General features: G+C 64.0%; 22 protein-coding genes. 15 read left to right on the forward strand and 7 right to left on the reverse strand.

Going from position 1 to position 22820, the window contains the following annotated elements; translation table 11 throughout:
• Position 1 precedes the first annotated feature (1 nt).
• Positions 2-1054 (reverse strand): LacI family DNA-binding transcriptional regulator, encoded by a 1053-nt coding sequence (locus tag AC1DIP_RS21390; protein WP_477735033.1) that lies wholly within the window; start codon positions 1052-1054, stop codon positions 2-4.
• A gap of 216 nt (positions 1055-1270) precedes the next feature.
• Here AC1DIP_RS21390 and AC1DIP_RS21395 point away from each other — a divergent pair, with 216 nt between their 5' ends.
• From AC1DIP_RS21395 to AC1DIP_RS21445, 11 genes are all read left to right on the forward strand, one after another.
• Positions 1271-2629, forward strand: coding sequence for an ABC transporter substrate-binding protein (locus tag AC1DIP_RS21395; RefSeq protein WP_477735014.1), 1359 nt, complete (start codon positions 1271-1273; stop codon positions 2627-2629).
• Positions 2630-2635: 6 nt separating this feature from the next.
• A complete protein-coding gene (locus AC1DIP_RS21400) occupies positions 2636-3646 on the forward strand; it encodes a carbohydrate ABC transporter permease (protein ID WP_477735015.1) in 1011 nt (336 codons plus the stop codon).
• The gene (locus tag AC1DIP_RS21405) at positions 3643-4566 is read left to right on the forward strand and encodes a carbohydrate ABC transporter permease (RefSeq protein ID WP_477735016.1); all 924 of its coding nucleotides are present in this window, start codon (positions 3643-3645) and stop codon (positions 4564-4566) included. The genes AC1DIP_RS21400 and AC1DIP_RS21405 overlap by 4 nt, the downstream gene beginning before the upstream one ends.
• A gap of 2 nt (positions 4567-4568) precedes the next feature.
• Positions 4569-5417 carry a sugar phosphate isomerase/epimerase family protein gene (locus tag AC1DIP_RS21410; protein ID WP_477735017.1) on the forward strand — a complete coding sequence of 283 codons (849 nt, stop codon included), beginning with the start codon at positions 4569-4571 and terminating at the stop codon, positions 5415-5417.
• Complete coding sequence (locus AC1DIP_RS21415; protein ID WP_477735018.1) at positions 5414-6577, forward strand: Gfo/Idh/MocA family protein; 1164 nt, start codon at positions 5414-5416, stop codon at positions 6575-6577. The genes AC1DIP_RS21410 and AC1DIP_RS21415 overlap by 4 nt, the downstream gene beginning before the upstream one ends.
• Positions 6578-6581: 4 nt before the next feature.
• Positions 6582-7487 carry a sugar phosphate isomerase/epimerase family protein gene (locus AC1DIP_RS21420; protein ID WP_477735019.1) on the forward strand — a complete coding sequence of 302 codons (906 nt, stop codon included), beginning with the start codon at positions 6582-6584 and terminating at the stop codon, positions 7485-7487.
• Positions 7488-7489: 2 nt separating this feature from the next.
• The gene (gene uxaC, locus AC1DIP_RS21425) at positions 7490-8893 is read left to right on the forward strand and encodes a glucuronate isomerase (protein WP_477735020.1); all 1404 of its coding nucleotides are present in this window, start codon (positions 7490-7492) and stop codon (positions 8891-8893) included.
• A complete protein-coding gene (locus AC1DIP_RS21430) occupies positions 8890-10332 on the forward strand; it encodes a mannitol dehydrogenase family protein (protein ID WP_477735021.1) in 1443 nt (480 codons plus the stop codon). Before uxaC ends, AC1DIP_RS21430 begins: the two co-directional genes overlap by 4 nt.
• A 36-nt stretch (positions 10333-10368) precedes the next feature.
• Entirely contained in the window at positions 10369-11598 is a 1230-nt protein-coding gene (manD, locus tag AC1DIP_RS21435; RefSeq protein WP_477735022.1) for a D-mannonate dehydratase ManD, read from the forward strand.
• A gap of 38 nt (positions 11599-11636) precedes the next feature.
• The gene (locus tag AC1DIP_RS21440) at positions 11637-13916 is read left to right on the forward strand and encodes a gluconokinase, GntK/IdnK-type (RefSeq protein ID WP_477735023.1); all 2280 of its coding nucleotides are present in this window, start codon (positions 11637-11639) and stop codon (positions 13914-13916) included.
• Positions 13917-14220: 304 nt separating this feature from the next.
• Positions 14221-14733, forward strand: coding sequence for an SRPBCC family protein (locus tag AC1DIP_RS21445; protein WP_477735024.1), 513 nt, complete (start codon positions 14221-14223; stop codon positions 14731-14733).
• A 12-nt stretch (positions 14734-14745) separates the two neighbouring features.
• Here the strand turns inward: AC1DIP_RS21445 and AC1DIP_RS21450 are convergent, their stop codons facing one another.
• A complete protein-coding gene (locus AC1DIP_RS21450; RefSeq protein WP_476209221.1) occupies positions 14746-15132 on the reverse strand; it encodes a DUF7793 family protein in 387 nt (128 codons plus the stop codon).
• 146 nt (positions 15133-15278) lie between these two features.
• Here AC1DIP_RS21450 and AC1DIP_RS21455 point away from each other — a divergent pair, with 146 nt between their 5' ends.
• Complete coding sequence (locus AC1DIP_RS21455) at positions 15279-15815, forward strand: GNAT family N-acetyltransferase (RefSeq protein ID WP_477735025.1); 537 nt, start codon at positions 15279-15281, stop codon at positions 15813-15815.
• 144 nt (positions 15816-15959) lie between these two features.
• Positions 15960-16994, forward strand: coding sequence for a zinc-binding dehydrogenase (locus AC1DIP_RS21460; protein WP_477735026.1), 1035 nt, complete (start codon positions 15960-15962; stop codon positions 16992-16994).
• Positions 16995-17361: 367 nt separating this feature from the next.
• Here the strand turns inward: AC1DIP_RS21460 and AC1DIP_RS21465 are convergent, their stop codons facing one another.
• From AC1DIP_RS21465 to AC1DIP_RS21485, 5 genes are all read right to left on the reverse strand, one after another.
• Positions 17362-17565: a hypothetical protein gene (locus AC1DIP_RS21465; protein ID WP_477735027.1), complete on the reverse strand. Its 204-nt coding sequence runs from the start codon at positions 17563-17565 to the stop codon at positions 17362-17364.
• A gap of 46 nt (positions 17566-17611) precedes the next feature.
• Positions 17612-17965, reverse strand: coding sequence for a hypothetical protein (locus tag AC1DIP_RS21470; protein WP_477735028.1), 354 nt, complete (start codon positions 17963-17965; stop codon positions 17612-17614).
• A gap of 269 nt (positions 17966-18234) precedes the next feature.
• Positions 18235-18672 carry a hypothetical protein gene (locus tag AC1DIP_RS21475; RefSeq protein ID WP_477735029.1) on the reverse strand — a complete coding sequence of 146 codons (438 nt, stop codon included), beginning with the start codon at positions 18670-18672 and terminating at the stop codon, positions 18235-18237.
• Positions 18673-18836: 164 nt separating this feature from the next.
• Positions 18837-19787: a hypothetical protein gene (locus tag AC1DIP_RS21480; RefSeq protein ID WP_477735030.1), complete on the reverse strand. Its 951-nt coding sequence runs from the start codon at positions 19785-19787 to the stop codon at positions 18837-18839.
• Between the two features lie 230 nt (positions 19788-20017).
• A complete protein-coding gene (locus AC1DIP_RS21485; protein ID WP_477735031.1) occupies positions 20018-20401 on the reverse strand; it encodes a HesB/IscA family protein in 384 nt (127 codons plus the stop codon).
• A 957-nt stretch (positions 20402-21358) separates the two neighbouring features.
• Between AC1DIP_RS21485 and AC1DIP_RS21490 the strand changes: the two genes are divergently transcribed.
• Positions 21359-22066, forward strand: coding sequence for an HIRAN domain-containing protein (locus AC1DIP_RS21490; RefSeq protein ID WP_477735032.1), 708 nt, complete (start codon positions 21359-21361; stop codon positions 22064-22066).
• Between the two features lie 176 nt (positions 22067-22242).
• The gene (locus AC1DIP_RS21495) at positions 22243-22569 is read left to right on the forward strand and encodes a histone-like nucleoid-structuring protein Lsr2 (protein ID WP_476881457.1); all 327 of its coding nucleotides are present in this window, start codon (positions 22243-22245) and stop codon (positions 22567-22569) included.
• Positions 22570-22820 lie beyond the last annotated feature (251 nt).

Consider the following 22820-nt stretch of genomic DNA (forward strand, 5'->3'; position numbering starts at 1 on the left):
TCTACCGGGGCGCCGGTCCCGTGGACTCGCGGATGGTCAGGTGCGTGGGCATCACCGCCAACTGGCGGGTGGCGCTGCCCGACAGCGGGTTGAGCTGGGCCAGCAGCATGGACACCGCCACCCTTCCGGCCTGCTCAATGGGGCTGGAGATGGTAGTCAGGGGCGGGTTGCAGAAATCCGCGCCGAAGATGTCATCCGACCCGACGATGCTTATGTCCTCCGGAACCCTGATGCCGCGTGCCTTGAGCCGCTGGAGCATGCCAATGGCCAGCAGGTCATTGAAGACAATGCAGGCTGTTGCCCCCGTCCTGACGGCAGCGTCGGCAGCAGCAGCCCCCGACGTCGTCTTGGGGGTGTAGGGGCCGATCCGGTGGACCTCCATGCCGCGCTTGGTGGCGTCCTCTTCAAATACCTTCCACCGCATTTGGTTGGACCACGACGTAGGTGGCCCGGCCACGTAGCAGACCTTATGGTGGCCCAGCGATGCCAGGTGCTCCAGGGCCTGGATGATTGCCGACGGCGTATCGATCATCACCGTGGGGGCGCTGGTGGAGGCGCGGTTGAACGTCACCAGCGGCTGGGACTGGGAGACCTCCGCCAGCTGGGCATCGGTGAGGCGTGACGCGGCGAGGATAAAGCCGTCAGCGGACTTGCGCATCTTATGCAGCGCATCCAGTTCCATTTCGCTGGACTCTTCGGTGTCCACCAGAAGCTGGGTGACGCCGGCAGCCTTGAGTTGATGCTGGGTGCCGCGGATGATGTCGAAGTAGAACGGATTGGTGATATCGGGCACCAGCACGGCAACGGCGTTGGTCCGTCCTGAGCTCAGCCCGCGGGCCTGGGAACTGGGAACGTAATTCAGCTCTGCCGCCGCTTCCTCGATCCGGAGCCGTGTCCGCGGATTCACCCGGTCGGGGCGGGCGAGCGCCCGGGACACGGTGGATGTGGCGACGCCCGCCAGTTCAGCCACGTCGCGGATGGTGGGCGGGCGGTCCCGGTGGGCCGCTGTGCCGGACGTCCCCCTGGTGGTGCCCTGTGTCCCTGTTTCGGCCATGGCGGTGGACCTTTCCTTGGTGGCCGGACCAACCGCCACGGCATTTTTCCGCCGGCGTGCCCGTGACTTCAATGCAACAATCTGAGCACTTATGGCAACTTTTGGCAACCGCTTGCCATTTGCGTTGCCATCTTCCTAGACTGACTTTCGAGTCGCCTGCAGTGATCTCCGCCACAGACGGATGTGGCCATGCGGGTGTCCTAGAGGAGAAAAACAATGAGGTTTAAATCGACTACTGGGTTTGCGGCGATAGTCACGGCTGCAGCGCTCGCCTTGACCGGGTGTGGATCGAGCTCCGGAAACGGCGGCGGCTCAACCAGCTCGGACGGCAAAGTGGATGGCACGGGTAAAACGCTGAGCGTACTGGTGAACGTCTCCAGCCAGTACCCGGAACAGCAGAAGCAGTGGCAATCCGATATCGCCGCGAAGTTCAAGGCCGAGACCGGCGCCGACGTAAAGTTTGAAACCTTCGCCTCGGCGAACGACGAGCTCACACGGATCCAAACGTCTGTGGTCTCGGGGCAGGGCCCGGACGTCTACAGCCTCGGAACCACATTTACCCCCACAGCTTTTGCCACGAAAGCCTTTGTGACCCTCTCGGACGACGACTGGAACAAGGTGGGTGGCAAGGACCGCTTCAACCCGGCAACCCTGGGAATCTCCGGACCGGACAAGGACCACCTCGCCGGCATCCCGTTCGTCAGCCGCCCGTTCGTCATGGCATACAACAAGGACCTGCTGGCTGCCGCGGGCATCGACAAGCCAGCGACCAGCTGGGATGACCTGGCCGCCCAGGCGAAGAAAATGACCAAGGACGGCACCTACGGAATTGCCACCGGATACAAGGACAGCTTTGATCCCTGGAAGTTCATCTGGGCCATGTCCGTCCAGGCCGGCAACCCGCTGGTTGACGGCAACAAGCTGAAGATGGATGACCCCACGGTCAAGAAGGCCTACGAAACCTACTTCGGCTGGCTCACCAATGACAAAGTGGTGGACCCCGCTTCCGTGGGCTGGAGCAACAGTAACGCCGTGGCCGCCTTCGCCAGCGGCAAGGCGGGCTACCTGATGATGACCACGTCCAGCTCCATTCCTACGTTGGACAAGTCCGCCATGGCCGGCAAGTACGAGTACGCCCTGATGCCCACGATCGCACCGGGTGAGACCTCGTCCAAGTCCGACGCCGACGCTGCCAGCATCCTCTCCGGCGACAACCTGGTGGTGGCCGACTACTCCAAGCAGAAAGACCTGGCCTTCGCCTACATCAAGCTGATCACGTCCAAGGACGAACAGCTGAACTACCAGAAGACCTTCGGTGACCTGCCGGCAAACGCAGAAGCCCTGGCCAGCCTGACCGACGCCAAGCTCAAGCCTCTGGCCGATGCCGCCGCCAAGTCAAAGGCCACGCCGTTCACGGGCGCCTGGGGCGACATCCAGCTGGGCCTGCTAAACGTCACTGTCCAGTCGATTCCGGACCTGGCTGCCGGCAAGGTGGACGAATCCGCCCTCGATTCCCGGATCAAAGACGCCCAAAACAAGGGCCAGGCTTCCCTGGACCGGGCCTCCAAAGGATAAGTTCTGATGTCAACCGACGCCTCACATGAAGTACGGCCTGCGGTGGATGCCGCCGCAGGCCGGGCGCCCCGGACCGCCAATGACGCCGGGCAGCAGCCCGGCCCCCAGGACGGCCTGCGGCGCAAGGGCCTGAGCGAGCGGAACCGCCCGCTCTGGATGCTGATCCCCGGTGGGGTCCTGATGATCATCATCATCGTGGTCCCCCTGCTATTGGGCATTTACATGTCCATCCTTAACCTGGACCAGTACACGCTGCGGAAATGGGTCAGCGCACCGGTCATCGGAGTGGAAAACTTCGTTGAAGCCGTCACCAACTCTCCCCTCCTGCACGCCGTGTGGCTCAGCGTGAGCTACTCGCTGCTGGCCATGGTCGTGACGCTGCCTCTGGGCATCGCCGCTGCTGTGGCAACGCAGAACGCCTTCAAGGGCCGTGCCGTGATCCGCTCAATTTTCCTCATTCCGTACGTCCTGCCGTCGTTCGTGGTGGCAACGGTCTGGCGGACCATGCTGCAGCCTGGCGGCATCGTGGACGAGGCCCTTTCCACCGTCGGAATCCACGTGGGGCTCTGGCTAAACGGGCCACAAACATTCTGGACGCTGGTCCTGGTCCAGATCTGGGCATCGTGGCCGTTCATCTACCTGCTGGCGCTGTCCGGCCTGCAGTCCGTGGACCACGAGGTGCACGAGGCCTCAGCCCTCGACGGTGCCCTGTGGTGGAACAAGCTCCGGTACGTGGTCTTCCCGTACCTGAAGGGCCCGCTGGCCCTGGCGTTCCTGATCGGGATGCTGCACCACATCAACAACTTCACGTTGCCGTTCGTGCTGTTCGGCGTCCCCGCACCGACGGACGTGGAAGTGCTCCCCATCCTGACCTACGTCACCAGCTTCCAGAGCTTCCGCTTCGGCCTGAGTGCGGCGATGGCCTTCATCTCCCTGGTGCTCATCGCCATCCCCTTGTTCGTGTACCTCCGCGCCGTGAAGCTTGACGACGCCGACACCCCAGGAGCGAAGAAATGAGCGCCACCACAGCCACGCGTCGCAGCCCGGGCACCGTCGCCGTCGAACGTCCAGGTTCGCACCGCCAGCACGAGGTCCTGAGGCTTCTGCCCACGCCTTTGCTGATCTTCGTCCTGGTCTTCCTGGGCGCCCTGGTCCTGGTCCCGGTGCTGTACATCTTCCTGGCCTCGGTGAACTCGGACATCGGGGTTGCCAACGGCGAGTTCTGGCCGTCCTCGGTCACGTTCGAGAACTACTCGAAGATTTGGACCAGCGTGGGCCTGACCACCGGCCTCACCAACAGCGTGCTGGTGGCCGGCGCAACCGCCGTGGTTTCCGCGGCTCTTTCCGTCTCCACCGCGTTCGTCCTGGTCCGCTACACCTTCCGCGGCCGGCTGACCATTCTGCGGGGGCTCCTGGCACTGCAGTCCGTGCCCGGAACACTGATGGTTCTGCCCGTGTTCGTCCTGTTTTCCTCGGCTGCCACCTACCTGGGCATCCAGGTCATTGGAACCCAGTGGGGGCTGTTCGTCACCTACCTGACGTTCGCCATGCCGTTCTCCACCTGGGTGATGGTGACCTACCTCCGCGGGCTTCCCAAGGAACTGGAGGAGGCCGCCAAAATCGACGGCGCGTCCAATCTCGGCGTCCTGTTCCGCATTGTCCTGCCCCTGAGCTGGCCCGGCATCGTCGTCTCCGGCATCTTCGCCTTCCTGCTCGGCTGGAACGACGTGCTCTTTGCCTCGGTGATGACGCGCCCGGAAAGCCAGACCGCCGCCGTCGCCCTCCAAATCTTTGGTGCCTCCCAGGAAGGTGGCGCCATCCCGTACTACGGCCAGATGATGGCGGCGGCACTGGTGTGCGCCGCACCGGTGGTCATTCTCTACCTGATTTTCCAGCGTTACCTAGTAGGCGGGCTGACCGCCGGAGGAGTTAAATAACCATGGTTTCGACCACGCAGGTCACCTGGCAGCTGTCAGGCTTTGGCGATGAAATCGACGACGACCCCGCAGTCCAGGTTGCTGTGCTCCAGGCCCTCGGCGCCAACCACATCGAAGTCCGCAGCGCGTGGGGCACCAACATCGTGGACCTCAGCGATGAGCAGCTCCAGGCGCTCGCCGCACTGCTCGCCGAGAAGGACATGAAGGTTTCAGCCATCGCTTCCCCCATCGGAAAGGTGGATGTCAGCCTGCCCGTGGAGCACGAGGTGGAGCGGCTCCGGCGGGCAGTGAACGCTGCCAAGGTCCTTGGCGCCAAGTACATCCGCATCTTTTCCTTCTACTACGGAGAGTCCGTGCAGGTGGACAGCATCCGCGGCGCCGTCATGGAACGCATGCGGGCGCTCGCCGATATTGCCGAGGAAGGCGGCGTGGTCCTCCTGCACGAGAACGAGAAGGACATTTTCGGAGACGTTCCGGACCGGGTCCTGGACATCATCGAGACCGTGGACTCGCCGGCCCTGAAGGTCGCCTGGGACGCCGCGAACTTTGTCCAGGTGGGCGTCAAACCCTTCGACGAGGGCTACGCCAAGCTGCGCCCACACCTTGAGTACCTGCAGGTCAAGGACGCCCTCTTCGCCAATGGCCATGTTGTTCCGGCCGGTGAAGGGGACGGCGACGTGCTCCGCACCGTCGAAGCCCTTAAAGCCGACGGCTACGAAGGCTTCGCCTCCCTGGAACCGCACCTGGCAGGTGCGCACGGCCTGGGCGGCTTCTCCGGGCCCACCGCCTTCGGCATCGCAGCACGCGCCTTCGCAAAAGTCACCGCAGAAGCAGGAGTCCAGACCGCATGAGCACCTTGAACGTAGCCATCACCGGATGCGGCGTCATTGGGCGCACCCACGCCGTAGCCCTCCAGTCCTTCCCGGAAGCCCGGATTGTTGCGCTCGTCGACGCCATTCCGGCGGCATCCGAAGCGCTCGCCGACTTTATCGAGAAGCAGGGCGGCCAGCGGCCGCAGCAATTCCGCACCCTGGCGGACGCCTTCGCGGCGGAGGACATTGACCTCGTTGCCCTGGCAACCCCCAGCGGCCTCCACATCCAGCAGGGCCTGGAAGTCCTGGCCGCCGGCAAGCACGTGGTCATTGAAAAGCCCCTGGATGTCGACCTCACGCGGGCCCAGGAAATCGAAGCCGCGGCGAAGGAGGCCGCCGGCAAGGGGATTGTTGCCTCCGTCATCAGCCAGCACCGGTTCGACCAGTCCAGCGTGGCTGTTGCCGGGGCCATCGCGAAAGGCCGCTTCGGCAGGCTGACCTCTGCCATCGCTTCCGTGGCCTGGTGGCGCAGCCAGGGGTACTACGATTCCGGGGACTGGCGCGGCACGTGGGCCATGGACGGTGGCGGCTCCTTCATGAACCAGGGCGTCCACACCGTGGACCTGCTGCTGTGGTTCATGGGGCGTCCCGTGGAAATCCATGCCCATACCGCCCGGCTGGCCCACGAACGCATTGAGGTGGAAGACACCGCCGTTGCCACCGTCACTTTCGAAAACGGGGGACTGGCGGTACTGCATGCCACCACTGCCGCCTACCCCGGGCTGACCGTCCGCGTCCAGCTGATGGGGTCCGAGGGATCAGCCGTAGTGGACAACGACCGGCTGCAGTACTTCCACACCAAGGACGCCGGCGGGGAATCGGCGGACATGGGCCTGCAGGGCGGCGGCAACCAGGCGGAGGAGGAACTGGCCAAGTACCCGGAGGAGGACTACAAAGCCGCGGACCCCACCACCTACCCTGCCGGACACGTCCGCCAGTACCGGGACATCCTGGCCGCCATCGCCGGCGGAGGGCAGCCGGGCGTGACGGTCAGCGACGCCGTCAATGCGCTCGCGGCAGTGCGCGCCGTGTACGTCTCGGCGACCCTGGGCCAGCCCGTCCTTTTCGACGACGTGCTGGCGGGCAAGTACAACGACCTCGAAGTCCGCACCGGCAACACCGCGGCAGAAAGCGCCTGAGGCTATGAAGTTTTCAGTATTTACGGCATCAACCCCGGAATGGACACCGGAAGAGGCCGTCCAGCACCTCGCGGACCAGGGCTGGGACGGCATCGAATGGCGCATCACCGACCAGGCCGACGCGGCGGATCCCGGCTTCTGGGCCGGCAACAGGGCCACGGTTCCGCTCACCGGAATGGAGGAGCACCTGGACCGCATCGCGGCCATCACCAGCGGCGCGGGACTGCAGTTCTCCGGCATCGGCGGGTACGCACGGTGTGACAACCACGCCGACGTTGACCGGATGCTCGCAGCCACCGCCCGGCTCGGCGCCGGGAAGGTCAGGGTGACAACGCTCCCGCTGGGAACTGCTGCGTGGGGAAACGAGCCCGCAAGCGGTACGCCCTACCCTGAGCTCTTCAGCCGTGCCCGCCGTGATTTCGAATGGATCGCCGAACGCGCTGCGCACCATGGCGTGAAGGCCCTCGTGGAACTGCACCACCGGACCATCACAGCATCGGCGTCATCGGCGCTGCGGCTGCTGGACGGCTTGGACCCGCGGCACGTGGGCGTCATCCACGACCTTGGGAACCTGCTGATCGAAGGGCAGGAAGACTACCTGCCCGCCTTTGAGCTCCTGGGTGACTACCTGGCCCACGTCCACGTAAAGAACGCGGCCTGGGTCAACAGCGGCGAAACCGACGAGTCCGGCGCGGCCGTGTTCCGGAACGAGTGGGCTCCACTCCGTTCCGGCCAGGGCAGCGTCCTGGAGTATTTCAGGGCGCTTGCGGCCTTCGGCTATGACGGGTGGGTCACCGTGGAGGACTTCTCCACGGACCTTCCGTTGGCCGAGCGGACGGCGGACAACCTCGACTACATCCGCTCCACGGCCGCCCTGGCCGGGCTCTCCATCCCGGCAGGGAGGCGCTGAGCATGGGCCACTCCATGGCGGACCATCCGGACCGGCTGCTGCCCGCCGATCCCGGCGTCCGGGACATTGCCCGGTCACTCTTCACAAAAGTGGAGGGGCTGCCGATCATTTCGCCGCACGGGCACGTGGACGCGGCGGTCATCGAGCAGAACACGCCCTTCCCCGACCCCGCGGCGCTGCTGGTCACGCCGGACCACTACGTCACCAGGCTGATCCACGCCGGCGGGGTGCCCCTGGACCAGCTGGGCCTGGGCAGCCGTCCTGCCGATTCGCGCCAGGTATGGCGCCATTTCTGCGAGGCGTGGCCCCAGTTCGAGGGAACGGCGTCCGGATACTGGATCCGGCAGGAATTCGCCCACGTCTTCGGCCTCCCTGAAGAACCGTCGGCGGAGAATGCGGACCGGCTCTACGATGCGCTGCAGGCCAAACTTAGTGAGCCTGGTTTCCGGCCGCGGGAGCTGTTCAAGGAATTCAACATCGAGGTGCTCGCCACCACCGATGACCCCCTGGACTCGCTGGACAGCCACGCAGCCCTGCAGGCAGACCCCTCGTTCGCCGCCAGGGTGCTGCCCACCTTCCGGCCGGACCAGTACCTGAACATGGCGCATCCGTCGTGGCCGGACAACGTGGAACGCCTCATCGGCTCCGCCGGGGACGGCGCCTCCGGCTACGCGGGCTACATCAAGGCCCTCGAGTCACGCCGGCGCCACTTCGTGGAACGCGGTGCCGTGTCCGCGGATCACGGCGTGTTCACGCCCGCAACGCTGAAGCTGGACGACGCCGAGGCGGAGCGGCTTTTCGAGCGCGGCAGGTCCGGGCAGGCCAGTGCGGCTGACAGGAGTGCCTTCGAAGCCCACATGATCTACCAGATGGCCCGGATGTCCGTGGAGGACGGACTGGTCATGACCATCCACCCTGGTTCGTTCCGTAACCACCACACGCCCACGTTCGAGGCCTTTGGCGCGGACACCGGCCATGACATCCCGGTGGCAGTCAACTACACCGAGGCAGTCCGGCCCCTGCTGCAGGACTTCGGCACGGCCAAGGATTTCCACCTGGTCCTGTTCACACTTGACGAGACGGTGTTCTCCCGGGAGCTGGCACCGCTCGCGGGCTTCTATCCGTCCGTGTACTTGGGTGCGCCGTGGTGGTTCCTGGATGCACCGGACGCCATGCTCCGGTTCCGGTCCGCCGTTACGGAGACGGCAGGCTTCTCCCGGTCCTCCGGCTTCATCGATGACACCCGCGCCTTCTGCTCCATCCCCGCCCGCCACGACACCGCCCGCCGGATCGAGGCGTCTTTCCTGGCCCGGCTGGTGGCTGAGCACCGGATCGCCGAGGAACGTGCCCACGAACTGATCGTGGAAATCATCGACGCCTCACCACGGAGGGTCTTCAAACTATGAATGCTGTGCAGCCCGGCAGGGACCCCGTGCCCGTCCTGGACCGCAACCTGAAGGCACTGCCCAAGGCGCCGGTGCGGATCGTGCACCTGGGCCTCGGTGCGTTCCACCGCTCCCACCAGGCCTGGTATACGCAGCACGCGTCGGATGCAGCGGAGTGGGGAATAGCGGCGTTCACCGGGCGCCGTCCCGATGCCGCGGAAGCTCTGACAGCCCAGGACTGCCTGTACACGCTGGTGGAACGGTCGGCCGACGGTGACGGCTTCGAGATCATCGGCAGCATCGTGGAGGCGGTGGACGGTGCTGACACCGGCCGGCTGTGCGGGCTTGTTGCGGCCAGGGAAACGGCCGTGGTCACCCTGACCATCACGGAGGCAGCCTACGGGCTAGCCGCGGATGGAACGTTCGACGCCGACGCGACAGGCGTTGCGGATGACCTCCGCGCGTTGTCCGCAGCGGCGTCCGGCGCACCTAGTGCGGATGGCAACGCCGTCCCGCAGACGTCGTTGGGACGCCTGGTCCTGGCCCTCGCGGCGCGCATGGACAGCGGCGCCGGGCCACTCGCCGTCGTCAGTTGCGACAACCTCTCCGCCAATGGCGAGGTTGCCCGCCGCGCTGTCATGGGCCGCGCGGCAGGATGGGGCCCCGGGCTGGAGGAATGGATCGCGGCGAACATCTCCTTTGTCAGCACCTCCGTGGACAGGATCACGCCGCGGACCACGGCGGAGGACATCGCGGAAGTGGCAGAACAGTGCGGCTACTCGGACAGCTCGCCGGTGGTGGCCGAACCGTTCCGGAACTGGGTGCTCAGCGGTGGGTTTCCCGCCGGGAGGCCGCGCTGGGAGGACGCCGGCGCCGTCATGGTCGAGGACATCGAGCCGTACGAAAACCGCAAACTGTGGCTCCTCAACGGCTCGCATTCCATCCTGGCCTACGCCGGACAGCTCCGTGGGCACGCCACCGTGGCCGATGCCCTGGCCGACCCTGCGTGCCGGAAAGCCGTGGAGGACTTTTGGGACGAGGCAGCCCGCCACCTGGAAGGGGAAGGGCTGGACATCCCTGCGTACCGGCAGGCCCTGCTTGACCGCTTCGGAAACGCGCGCATCGCCCACCGGCTGGCCCAGATCGCCTCCGATGCCACCACCAAACTGCGGATGCGCGCCGTACCCGTGATGACGGCCGAACGTGCCGCCGGCCGCAGCGGCAGCGGCGCCGCCCTGATGCTTGCCGCGTGGATCGACTACGTCGGCGCGGCAAACGACATCCAGGATCCGCTGGTTGCGGACATCCGCGCGGCGAACGCGCTCGAGGGAGCCGGACGGGTGCAGGCACTGCTCCGCCTGGTCAGCGCGGGCATTGCCGACGACCCCGGGGTTGTTGCCCTGGTGTCCGGCCTGTGCGGCTCAGTTGCTTCCAGGACCGCCACCCCCACACCCCTGTAGACCCTGCTTTTATTTCCGGAAGGAACAGTAAGTCCCATGAAAATCGTTGCCGCCGATGTGTTTGTCACCAGCCCGTCCCGGAACTTCGTCACCCTTCGGATCACCACCGAGGATGGTGTGACCGGGATTGGTGATGCCACGCTGAACGGCCGTGAGCTGGCTGTCGCCGCCTATTTGAAGGAGCACGTCGCGCAGCTGCTGATCGGGAAGGATCCGCACCGGATCGAGGACACCTGGCAGTTCCTGTACCGGTCCTCGTACTGGCGGCGCGGCCCCGTCACCATGGCGGCCATCGCCGCGGTGGACATGGCCCTGTGGGACATCAAGGGCAAGCTCGCCGGGATGCCTGTCTACCAGCTCCTCGGTGGTGCGTCCCGGAACGGGCTCCGGGCGTACGGGCACGCCTCGGGGTCCGATATCGAGTCGCTGTTCGACTCGGTCCGGGAACACCTGGAGCTGGGCTACAAGTCGATCCGCATCCAGACCGCTATCCCCGGAATCAAGGCCGTTTATGGTGTTGCCGCGCAGGCGCAGGCGTCGGGGGAGCGGTATGACTACGAACCGGCCGGCCGCGGTGCGTTCCCGCAGGAAGAGGACTGGGACACCCGCGCCTACCTGCGGCACCTGCCCACCGTCTTCGAAGCCGTGCGGAACGAGTTCGGCCCGGAGCTGCCGCTGCTGCACGACGGGCACCACCGGATGACCCCGATCCAGGCCGCGAAGCTGGGCAAGGCGCTGGAACCGTATGATCTGTTCTGGCTCGAGGACTGCACCCCGGCCGAGAACCAGGAGGGCCTGCGCCTGGTCCGGCAGCACACCACCACGCCGCTGGCGATCGGGGAAATCTTCAATACCGTTTGGGACTACCAGACGCTGATCAAGGAACAGCTCATCGACTACGTCCGGGCCGCGTCCACGCACTTCGGCGGAATATCGCCGCTGAAGAAGGTTATGGACTTCGCCGCGCAGTACCAGATCAAGTCCGGCTTCCACGGACCGACGGACATTTCCCCGGTGGGTTTCGCAGCACAGCTGCACGTGGGCCTGGCGATCCACAACTACGGGATCCAGGAATACATGCAGCACTCGGACAAGACCAACGAGGTCTTCGAGCAGTCCATGACCTTCGTGGATGGCTACCTGCACCCCGGCGACAAGCCAGGCATCGGCGTCGAATTTAACGAAGAAGCCGCCGCAGCCTACCCCTACCAGCAGGCCTACCTGCCCTACAACCGCCTCGTCGACGGCACCGTCCACGACTGGTAGAACAAGCCACGACTGGAAAACCGGTAAGGAAATAAGTAATGACAAAGCACCGCATCATCGTCATGGGCGTCTCCGGCTGCGGGAAGACCACCATTGGTGACCTCGTGGCCCGCGAACTGGGCGTCCCGTTCCTCGACGGCGATTCACTCCACCCCGTGGAAAACGTCGCCAAGATGGCGGCCGGAACCCCGCTGACCGACGAGGACCGCTGGCCCTGGCTCGCAACCGTGGGCGCCGAACTGGCCAAGGCCGGCGATGGCGGACTTGTCCTGGCCTGCTCGGCCTTGCGCCGCAGCTACCGCGACGCGATCCGGGCGCAGGCACCGGACACCGTCTTCCTGCACCTGCACGGAACGAAGGAGGTCCTGAAGGCCCGCACCGAGGGCCGGACGGGGCACTTCATGCCGCCCGCACTGCTCGACTCCCAGCTCGCCACCCTGGAACCACTCGACGCTGACGAAGCCGGGTTCGTCGTCGACATCGCCGCGCCTGTTCCGGACGTCGTGGCCCAGGCACTCAAGGGGATCGGCGCCGTCGTACCTTCACCTAAGAAAGAGCAGGGCACTGCTCCCCGGGAGTTCGACGTCGACCTTGCCGCCGCCCCGTTCAACCTCGACGCCGGCGCCATCGCCTGGGTGGAGGGAACCTTGGGTGCCATGACGCTCGAGGAAAAGATCGGGCAGCTGTTCATCAACCACAACAACGATTACTCACCTGAGTACCTCGACGGCGTGCTGGACACCTACCACGTGGGCGGCATGCGGTACCGCCCGGGCCCTTCAGCTGCGGTGCAGGAACACATCCGCTACGCGCAGTCCAGGACCCGGATTCCGCTGCTGATCGCGTCCAACCCTGAAATGGGCGGTGCGGGCAGCTGTGACGATGGCACGTTCGTGTCCACGCACCTCCAGGCCGGCTCGCACCCGGACAAGAACATAGCCCGCCAAATGGGGCAGGTGGCCGGGGCGGAAACCGCGGCGTTGGGCTGCAACTGGGCCTTCGCGCCGATCGTGGACATCCACTACAACTGGCGGAACACCGTCATTTCCACACGTTCTTTCGGCAACACCCCGGAAATCGTGGTGGAGCGCGCCAAGGAATACTTCGACGGCATCAGCGAATCGCCCACGGCCTGCGCCATGAAGCACTTCCCGGGCGACGGTATCGACGAGCGCGACCAGCACGTGGTCACGTCCTACAACACCCTCCCCTATGAGGAATGGGACCGGACCTACGGGCACGTATACAGGGAAATGATTGCCCACGGCGTTCAGTCCATCATGGTGGGCCACATCGGGGCGCCGGAGGTTTCCCGGCATTTCCGGCCGGAACTGGCCGACGCGGAGATCCTCCCGGCCACACTCTCGCCTGAACTGCTGCAGGACCTGCTGCGCGGGGAACTCGGCTTCAACGGACTGGTGCTGACGGACGCCTCCCAGATGGTGGGCCTGACGCAGGCGAAGAAACGCAAGGACCTGGTGCCGGCCACCATTGCGGCCGGCTGCGACATGTTCCTGTTCTTCCGGAACCCGGCAGAGGACTTCCAGTACATGCTGGACGGGTACAAGTCCGGGATCATCACCGAGCAGCGGCTCCACGATGCGCTGCGGCGGATCCTCGGGCTGAAGGCGTCGCTGGGCCTGCACCTCAAAGCCGCGGACCAATTGGTGCCGCCCGCCGAGGCGCTTGCCGTCATTGGATCTGCTGCGCACCGTTCGGTGGCCGCCGAGATCGCGGACAAGACGGTCACCCTGGTCAAGGACACCGCCGGCAACCTGCCCATCACTCCGCAGACCCATCCCCGGATCCGCCTGTACGGAATCTCCGGCGGCGCCGACTTCACCCGCGCCGACCCGCTGGCCTACCTTGAGGTGGTCAAGGAGGAACTCGAAGCTGCCGGATTCGAGGTGCACCTTTTCCGCACCGCTGAACAGCGTGAGGCTGCCGGGGAGGCGGGCGTGAACTTCATGTCCATCATTTCGGAGGAAGCCACGGGGGACTACGCGGAGAAGTACGACGCTGCGTTTGTCTTCGCCAACGTGAAGGGTTTCGCGCAGGAGGCTGCCATCCGGATCAAGTGGTCATCGCCCATGGCAGCGGAAATTCCCTGGTACGTCACGGAAGTGCCCACCGTGTTCGTGTCCCTCAACCAGCCGAACCATTTGATCGACGTGCCCATGGTCAAAACAGCCATCCACGCCCACGCGGGCACCCGGGAAGCGATCCGGGCTGCCGTCGAAAAGATCCAGGGGAAGTCCGAGTTCCAGGGCACGTTCAACGAGAACGTGTTCTGCGGGTCCTTCGATACCCGGCTGTAGGGGGCTTTGGACTCTGGGGCCTCGGGGCGTTTGTTCGTAGCCTCGAGGCATCCCCAGAGCCAGCAGGAGGAGTGCCATGGACCGCACGACGTCGCATTTCGTTGCACTGGCTGGTCCTGGCTCCGGGCATCCGTCGAGGCGCAAGTTCCGCCGGTTTGGCGGCGTCCTAGCAGCCGCCGCCACCGGTGCGTTCACCCATGGTCTCCTGCCCCGTGCACTGGGGACATGGGGGACAACGGAGCCGGAGCGTTCCATGGCTCTTCCAGGCGACCAACTGATACCCCGACCGGATGAGGTGCAGACCATGGCGGTAACTGTCTCCGCCCGTCCGGACGAAGTCTGGCCATGGCTGGTGCAGATGGGGGTGGACCGTGCGGGCCTGTACTCCTACACCTGGGTGGAAAACGGGTTGCTCCGCCTGAACGTCAGCAAAGCGGACCGAGTGCATCCAGAGTGGCAGGACCTGAAGGTGGATGACATCATCGCCTTCACACCTGTTGGTTACCCGGGCGGCCGGCGCGGGCCGCGTGTAGTGGAGATTCAAAGCGGGAGCCACCTGGTTCTCGATTCAAGCCCCGGCGCGCCACCCGGGACTGTCACGGGGACGTGGCAGTTCGTGCTCCGCGATGCCGGCGACGCGGGGACCAGGCTGCTGCTCCGGACGCTGACGGGACCTGGACGGCCACTCAGTCTTCGCGTGACGGATTTCCTGCTTCGGCCTGGCTACCTTGTCATGGACCGCGCCATGCTGCTTGGTATTAAGAAGCGCGCCGAAGGCCACGCGCGAAGGAAGCCGCCGCCGTCGGCACTGCTCTGACCGCAGCGGCCCTCAATGCTCCGCTTGGGCGGCCCTACCCGGCATCCCGGTTGGGGCGGCCTGCTCCGACAGCCAATGCATGGCCTCGCTCCGGTCCGTGAAGTACGCCGTGGGAGTCAACGACCGCTGGGAAAATGCGGCCACCACTTTGCCCATGGGTCCGTCCCCGACCAGGGCGACGGCGGAAAACCCGCGGTAGGCGTTCATGCCGGCCCTGGCCTCCGGCGTCAGCCCGGCAACTCCCGCGAGATCCACCAGAAGGGGCAGCATCAGGCCGGCGCTGATCCCTTCCAGGACCCGGGCAGCCCGCACCGCAAGGTCGTACGTTATATGGACGTCGGGGTTCCACTCCAACTGCAGCACGCCCCTATCGCAAGAGGCAGCAAAGTATTCGTTCATTCCCGTCCTGGATTCTCGTTTAGCGCTTGCTTTCCAGACACCTGACTAGTTGAGCCTTATTCTGCCTGATGGCTGCGACAATCGGTCCACCGGCGGTGATACCTGACGTGGGTGCTGTCCGCATCGCTGCTGTGTAGTTTGGACCAGTGGACTTTTCCCTCGAACTCGCTGATGGCATCATCCTTCGTCCCGTCCGGGTTGGGGACGCGGGCCCGCTCGCTGCCGCCTTCCAAGCGAACCGGTCCCACCTTGCACCCTGGGAGCCGGTCAGGGCGGAGGAGTTCTACACGGTAGAAGGCCAGCGCGAGGTGATCAGGAGAAGGCAAGCCGATCTTGAAGCAGGGGCGGCACTGTCCATGGTGTTGTGCAGTGATGAAGGCATCCAGGGCCTCCTGACGCTGAGCTCGATCGTCCGGGGTGCCTTCCAGAACGCCCACGTCGGCTATTGGATCTCCCAGGCTTTCCAGGGCAGGGGACTCATGACGGCGGCAGTGGCCTCGGCCGTGGACATTGCGAAAAATGGCCTCGGGCTCCACCGACTCGAAGCAGCCACTCTGGTGCACAACGCTGCCTCGCAACGGGTGCTGGAAAAGAACGGCTTTGAGGCCTACGGTACGGCGCGCGCATACCTGCGGATAGCTGGCCGGTGGCAGGACCACCGCATGTACCAGCGGCTTCTCTGACTGCCACGAAATCTCTGACCTCAGGCTCCGTCCGGCCGCTGGGCAGCCTTCGGGTGGCTTTTTATCGTGGCGACGCCACGTGCGAAGATGTCGGCCGGACCCGCGAACGGATGTGAACGGGCGACGTCGATGAGTGGAGGCCATGTGCGCGCAATTGTCTTGGACCAAATAGCAGGGCCGCTGGCCGTCCGTGAGGTTGGGGAGCCGCAGGTGCCGGCGGGCGGCGTTGTCATCCGTGTGGTCGCCACCGGACTGTGCCGCAGCGACTGGCATGCCTGGGCCGGTCACGACGATATAGCGCTGCCGCACGTCCCGGGCCACGAGTTCGCCGGTGTAGTGGTCAGTGTCGGTCCGGGCGTTACGAAGTGGAGGGCCGGCGACCGCGTCACCGCCCCCTTTGTGGAAGGATGTGGCGCCTGCGAGTGGTGCCTGGCCGGCAATGCCCAGGTTTGCCCTCAGCAGCAACAGCCCGGCTTCACGCACTGGGGTTCCTTCGCCGAGCAGGTAGTAATCCACGCTGCTGACACCAACCTCGTGGCCGTTCCCGACGGCGTCAGCTTCGAAGCGGCCGCCAGCCTGGGCTGCCGGTTTGCCACCGCTTACCGGGCTCTGACCGGACGGGCGGGCCTCAATGCCGATGAATGGGTCACCGTCATTGGGGCAGGCGGCGTCGGGCTCAGCACCGTCATGATCGCCAAGGCGCTCGGAGCCAAGGTCATTGCCGTCGACCGGAACCAGGCTGCCCTCGAGGTTGCGGCGTCCCTCGGCGCGGACCACGTTGTGGCTGCTGACGGGTCAGACATTCCGGCTCAGGTGCACGCGCTGACCGGAGGAAGCCATGTCGCCATCGACGCCGTCGGCAGTGAGCAGACCTGCGCGGATGCGCTCCTGAGCCTGCGCCGCCGGGGCCGGCACGTCCAAATCGGGCTCCTGCCGCCGGTGGAAGGCCACCCCCGCGTGCCCATGGCCCGCGTGATCGCCTGGGAACTGGACGTCTTTGGAAGCCACGGAATGGCCGCAGCGGACTACCCCGGCATGCTCGCGCTCATCGAGTCTGGGGCACTTGAACCGCAGAAGTTGATCGAACGCGTCATCGGGCTGGAGGAGGCTGCCGAAACGCTGCCCCGGCTGGATACTGCCAACCTTGCGGGCATGACGATGATCGATCCGACCCGCTGACTCATCCGGCCCGGACCGGGCGGTAGCGCTCTTCGTGGGGTCACCCTGGGCAACTTTTCACTGAAATGAAGAAAGGCCCCGCTTCCCTTGCAAGGGAAGCGGGGCCTTTCTATCTGGCGGTGACGGTGGGATTTGAACCCATTTCATCATCCCCGCAGTTTCGCGGAAAATCCTCAAAAGCCCTGATTTTCCAGCTAAACGGGGGATTTTTGGTCACACTCTCCAACAGTTGAAAACACCACTTCACAGCGATTCCTTTGCCAATTATTTGCCAAGGAACCGATCCGGTCGGGCCAGGTCGAGCCCGCTGGCCACGGTGTCCAGGTCCGTCCTTGAACAGATGTGGGGGCGGAATCGGGTGACGCGTTCAGGACCGAGCTGGGCCGCCCCTCGTTCTCCCTTTTTGCCAGCCCGGGACCGCGGCGTCAAGTTGGGCTGCCTTGTCAGAGGAGAGGGTGTCTTCCCTTAGCTTCTGCCTTAGACCGTGGATCCACACTCCGAGGGTGTGTTCCTGTTCGGTGTCGTATTCGCGGTGGCGGGGCCAGTCGTTGCCCTCGGCGCGGTACCGCACAAGCTCTGCCAGCCGCGTGTGCCAGCGGGCTTCGTCGGCAGCTGTCCTAGCGTTGGTGTCCCAGCCGGCGATCCGGGCCAGTCCGTCCCGGTAGGAGGGATGAAGTGTCCCGGCGGCTGCCTCCCTGCGACGCTGCCTGATCCAGGCGTTCCGTGGAACGCTCTGCCTGGTCAGTGGCGCGGCCGCGCGGCAGCCGGCCCGCGCCGGCGACCCAGGCGATGACTTCCTCCATCCGCGCCACAGCGGCCGGGGACAATGGCGCCCCGGCGGCGATGTGCGCTGCTTCAAGCTCGGGGTCCTGGCGGCGCGCAATGCCCAAGTGGTAGCCCACGGTCGCCGGCGCGGCGCGCACCACAGCGGCGATGCGGTCCCGGCCCAGGCCGAGACGGTACATCAGCACCCACTCGGCATACGGGGCCTTCGCAGCAGTCCATCCATGATGGGGCTCATCCTGCCACGAGGTTCACCGTCGAAAAAGTGATCCGGGCGTATGTCGCGGGATCGGGGGGAGTGACTGGTTTCCGCTGCGCTCCAACCAGTTATCGGTGGTCCGCTGGCGCGGCCGGCTGTTGGGCATTTTTAGTTGGCCAGCGGACTAAACGCAAATTCTGGGAATCCAATAGCCACTGACCGGAGTCAGGAGAAGAAGGGGGCAAACTTCTGTGGTCGCTAGACCACAGTCACAGCTCCGTGCCGGTTTACTAAGAAAATCGTTATACCGAGGCTGACTAGGGCCGGCTGAATGGTGCTCAAAGTTCGGCGATGCAACAGGTTGTCGGGTAGAGCGATGCCAGCTTCATGCCCTTGCGACACAGCTTGCAGAGCTTTGTAGGACGCCATTGCGACGTGGGTGGTCACTTGGCTGCTGTTGAATGTCAGACCAAATTTCCTCGACCCGGAGTTGGAACTGCCCTCTCCTTTGACCTCAACGACGAGCTTTCTGCCCTTTAGTTCAGCAGCAATGTCGTCTCCGCGAACCCGACCGATGGCCGGAGCCCAACTCGTGATCGTCCAACCTTCCTTCTCTAGGTGGCTGCGCACGGCCGAGGAGACCTCGTCCTCCGCCAGGATCTGATCCGAGTCCCGTCCCATCGGTTTCTGTCGCATGACACATCCTCTCAGCGCCTGTTCTGACGGCGCACGCTCGCCCCGCCGGATGGTTTAGTGGTCGGCAATGACAGTGCAGTCTGACCCTTCTAGCCACCTTGAGACCAGTAGGCTAGCTGGTGTTCGTCACTGTGAGCCGGGTGTGGATTAGTCGGTTGCGGCGACTAGTCCTCCTTGATCGCATTGATCTTAAGTAGTTCGACGCCCTTAGCTGAGCTCTCGGCATTACCCAGTTCATCTTCAACGAGGAACTGGGGTTTTACTCGCCCCTCAGTCCGGCCGGATTCGACTTTCCAGACCGGCCCATTGGGGACGAGTCTGCCCATAGTCGCGCTCGTGGAGGCCCACCTAACGGTGAGCGATCCATCACTGATATTTTTGCTAGTAATGAGGTCGCCATAGCTGACCTCGTGTGGGCCAGTCCGCACTCCCTTCAGCGGTTGATCGCTGGCCGGGACATGGTAGAAATCCCATCGAGGATAGTTGTCCGGGTCTTTCCATGAAACCCTGAAGTCGATACCTGTCTGGTACCCCTGATCGGTCACGCGACCGCAGAAATGATAAGGATCGTCGAGATCTTTGTCGGGGATCGTTGGGCCGTCGTGCTCTTTCATCGCTATCTGGTGCTTGGGCCCGGTGATGCGAATGTCCTTCATGGGGCCGCTGCCGCTCAGGCCTGAGTAGTCCGTCAAGAGGAACCAATCGACCCCGTTCACCGGGGATGCGGGCGTGTAGGCAACGGTGAATGCTTCCGGTTTTGAATTTCGTCGTGATACTTCCGCGAGAGCTTCATTGCGTTCCTCGGCAAGGTTCAGGCTCCGCCGTCGCTCATCGGTGATCCGAAGGCCGCGAATCCATAGAACAGGCTTCTTCAGCGGTCGGATCATGCCGAGGATAAAACGCCGTGTGGCCCTTATCCCAAAAAGGACGAGCAGCACCACGATGATGCCGAGGGGCGCCAGATCCTGCCAAAATCTCGGATTGGTTGGGCCTGAAATGGTTCCGGTCCAAATGGCGGCCAAGTAGACAAGGAATGGAGTGCTTACGCATGCACCTATGGCGCCCGCCAGGGAGTTCGAACCTAGATCGCTCTTTTTCTTATCTTGATCAGCCACTAAGAAATCCTAACGGTGCCTCACCCAGATCAGCGGTTCGATACAAATACTTAGCTTCCTATGTCCTGCCCGGGTTGCCCCGTGACGAGGGAAGAGATGCCGCGCACTGCTCGAAAGTTGCACGGTGGAACTGGTCCTCGGAGGAGCGGTCAAAAACGACGGTATGCGCCGACCGACTGGCGCTGTCCTGTGTGTTTACAGTTGATGGCGCCCGCGACCGAAACCGAAACTCATGTCTCCCAAGGCATTGGGGTGCGGGCAGCGCATGCAGGCTGTCCCTTTCCTGGCCAGTCGCGTCCGAAGGAGCGGTTGCAGGAACACCGCTTGGGAGTGTTCGGGTTTTTTAGCACCCGAAAGCGCGCAGGTTTGACCGTGGGACTGTAGTCGAGGGTTGCTCCGACCAGCACGGCCCGTGCAGCGTCGCTGACAAACAGTTCCGCACCGGGACATCCGTATTTGGTATCCGAGTCATTGCCTGGGCCCTGGGTGAACACATATGTGTTTCCACAGCAGCCTCCGTTTTGGATGTCCACCCGCGCATGCCCTCCAATCAATTCCAGCTGACGAATGGCTGCGGCGGTGACGATTAGTGGTGGAAACACGATCTCTGCCATGGCGGACACTCTAATCGAGGCCGAAGCGGGGATTGGTGACATTCGATGTATTCAGTGCCGCTAGATCGGCGCCACTAGGCGGTCGTCAAAACGACCCTTATTGCCGCGCCCAGGAAGGCATCCTTGAGTGTGGCGGTTTGTCGGTCAGCGACTGCGATGAAACACTCTCGCCATGAGTCCTTGGTTCGAACGCCGGTCGGGCATGCAGCCAGTGGCTGAAGCTTCCGTGCATTACGTATCTGCTTCCGCCACCATCTACGCTTCACCACGGCAGGTGTGGGACTTCATCCAACCACCGGAGAACAGCGTGCTCTTATTCCCGGACGTGGTTCGAGGATTCCGAGCTCCGCCGGTGGAGGGAGCCGGGGAAATCCAGGTATTTATCTCGGTCCGAGATGGTGTGGAGCAAGTTTCGGCACTCGAGGTCCTGGAAGAGATTCCGCAGCAACTGGCTATCACCAGGAGCTTGGGAGCAGAAGACCCTGCGGCGCGTACGCGGACTTTCCTACGCCCGGGGGAGGGCGGAGCCACGGTCCTCGAAGTCGGGCAGTACTTCAGCCTGCCGGCCGAGGCGGGAGGCTATGTTTTCCAACATGAACAGCACTACAGGCTCTACTTTCGAGAGTATGTCGAACGCGTTAAGGCATTCCTCGAGCAATCCTCCGTGGCTGCCCCAGGATACCGGGAGCAGAGTCCTCCGGGTCGCTAGTAGTTTCCTCAAGTCTGCGAGTGGTTGAGCGGACGCAACTGCAGGACGGGAGTGGTCGTGCGCGGTTGGTCAGAACTCACGACCGATACCAAAGTAGGTCAATAGCTCTCTTGGGCCGTTTTTGATTGAACGATTCGGGCACAGCACAATCGGACGTCAGGCACCTGTCCCCGTTCGCGTCAAGCCAGGGTCCTGTACCTCCAGCGATTCACACACCCTTCATCCGCCGCTCTCGATAGAGTCAGCACATGGGGGTTTGGGACAAAGTAAAGGCAATTTTTGGCGGGACCACAGCGGCAGCTCCGGGCGCTCAGGAACCGGCGAGCTTGTCAGCGGAGTCCCCTGAACCAGCTCGCCTGCCGCCGGTGACTCCGGTCCCGCTGCGCGGGGACTCCGGGGGATCGCCTCGCCGTTCGCCTGCACGGCGAAACTACGAGGCAGAAAAGGCTAAGGCTGCGGCCGCCGGTCAAAGCGTCAAGAGCTACCGCGCGGGTTATGTTCCGCCGGCAGAAGCCAAGAGCGAACTGGTGGCCGGCCCTGACGGTATGCCGCCACTTCGCCTCGTATCGTCCAGCAACGGCTTGGACTTGGCCCTCCACAACGGGCAGTTGGTCGATTACAAAATCCTTGCGTTGCGACATTTTCAGATTTTCGCGTTCCGCGTCGTTGGCATGGGCTTCTATGAGGATCCGAACAAACCGTTCAAGTTCCGGAACGGCCAACGCGTTCAGGCTGTCCGCGAACCCAACAACGAACACGACGCTAACGCTGTCGCGATCACGACGGGCCGCCCAGCGAAGAAGATCGGCTACGTGAACAAACAGCGAGCCACGTGGGTCGCCAAGCTCTTGGACGCCGGTCAGGAATTGGATGGCATCGTAATTCAGAGCAAGGCGGCTTCGCCCCGTGTCCTCCTGACCACCCCGGAGATGCTTGCCTACCTTCAGAGGGACTGAAAGAGGGACGACGACCGGCTTTGCCGGTTCGAAATCCGGGCGGTGCTGTCATCTGATACGCAGCGATATCCGGCGGCCATTTCACGGTGGTAGATGGCGGGCTTGGGTAGTGTTGAGCTCAAAGATGGGCGTTGGCATGGGGGAGCTGCACCGTTAATCCGAGCAAAGGAACCCCATTGGCCCGCAAAGTTCATGTTCAGCTGATTGATGACATTTCAGGCGAGGAAGCCCAAGAATCGGTCAGGTTTGCCCTCGATGGTGTCGAGTACGAAATCGACCTGGCAGAAGAGAATGCAGCCGGGCTGCGCAAGGCGCTGGGACCCTATATTGCTCGTGGTCGGCGTGTTCGTGGATCCTCAACCGGCCAGAGAGGCAGGGCCACGACGTCGAACCGGGAACAGACTCAGCGAATCAGGGAATGGGCCGAGGCCAACGGGTACAGCCCCAGCTCCCGGGGCCGGATTAGTCGAGACATCATGAAAGCGTATGAAGAGGCCCACTGAAAAGGCCGGCCTGGCTAAGACTTGGCTGAGCTGCAGCCGACGGGGCTAAAGCCCCAGGGCCGGATCGAGTCGCTGGAGGTAGGGGAGCGGCGGCTGTGGTTCTCTAGGTGTAATTCCCAGGGACGTTGTGAACAGCGTGGCGTGATGTAAGAGGCGAGGGCCTCCGGTATCGATTTGGGTTACCACACTCATCTCGACGCCAGGAGGCCCTCGTGTCCTACGTTACCCACGCCAACGCCGACCTCACACCT

The sequence above is a fragment of the Pseudarthrobacter sp. 05T312 genome (genome assembly GCF_056396685.1).

Bases quoted from the DNA above. Each gene is read 5' to 3' on its own strand.
- AC1DIP_RS21390 (WP_477735033.1), bottom strand. From the start codon at position 1,054: ATGGCCGAAACAGGGACACAGGGCACCACCAGGGGGACGTCCGGCACA.
- AC1DIP_RS21395 (WP_477735014.1), top strand. From the start codon at position 1,271: ATGAGGTTTAAATCGACTACTGGGTTTGCGGCGATAGTCACGGCTGCA.
- AC1DIP_RS21400 (WP_477735015.1), top strand. From the start codon at position 2,636: ATGTCAACCGACGCCTCACATGAAGTACGGCCTGCGGTGGATGCCGCC.
- AC1DIP_RS21405 (WP_477735016.1), top strand. From the start codon at position 3,643: ATGAGCGCCACCACAGCCACGCGTCGCAGCCCGGGCACCGTCGCCGTC.
- AC1DIP_RS21410 (WP_477735017.1), top strand. From the start codon at position 4,569: ATGGTTTCGACCACGCAGGTCACCTGGCAGCTGTCAGGCTTTGGCGAT.
- AC1DIP_RS21415 (WP_477735018.1), top strand. From the start codon at position 5,414: ATGAGCACCTTGAACGTAGCCATCACCGGATGCGGCGTCATTGGGCGC.
- AC1DIP_RS21420 (WP_477735019.1), top strand. From the start codon at position 6,582: ATGAAGTTTTCAGTATTTACGGCATCAACCCCGGAATGGACACCGGAA.
- uxaC (WP_477735020.1), top strand. From the start codon at position 7,490: ATGGGCCACTCCATGGCGGACCATCCGGACCGGCTGCTGCCCGCCGAT.
- AC1DIP_RS21430 (WP_477735021.1), top strand. From the start codon at position 8,890: ATGAATGCTGTGCAGCCCGGCAGGGACCCCGTGCCCGTCCTGGACCGC.
- manD (WP_477735022.1), top strand. From the start codon at position 10,369: ATGAAAATCGTTGCCGCCGATGTGTTTGTCACCAGCCCGTCCCGGAAC.
- AC1DIP_RS21440 (WP_477735023.1), top strand. From the start codon at position 11,637: ATGACAAAGCACCGCATCATCGTCATGGGCGTCTCCGGCTGCGGGAAG.
- AC1DIP_RS21445 (WP_477735024.1), top strand. From the start codon at position 14,221: ATGGCGGTAACTGTCTCCGCCCGTCCGGACGAAGTCTGGCCATGGCTG.
- AC1DIP_RS21450 (WP_476209221.1), bottom strand. From the start codon at position 15,132: ATGAACGAATACTTTGCTGCCTCTTGCGATAGGGGCGTGCTGCAGTTG.
- AC1DIP_RS21475 (WP_477735029.1), bottom strand. From the start codon at position 18,672: ATGCGACAGAAACCGATGGGACGGGACTCGGATCAGATCCTGGCGGAG.
- AC1DIP_RS21485 (WP_477735031.1), bottom strand. From the start codon at position 20,401: ATGGCAGAGATCGTGTTTCCACCACTAATCGTCACCGCCGCAGCCATT.
- AC1DIP_RS21490 (WP_477735032.1), top strand. From the start codon at position 21,359: ATGGGGGTTTGGGACAAAGTAAAGGCAATTTTTGGCGGGACCACAGCG.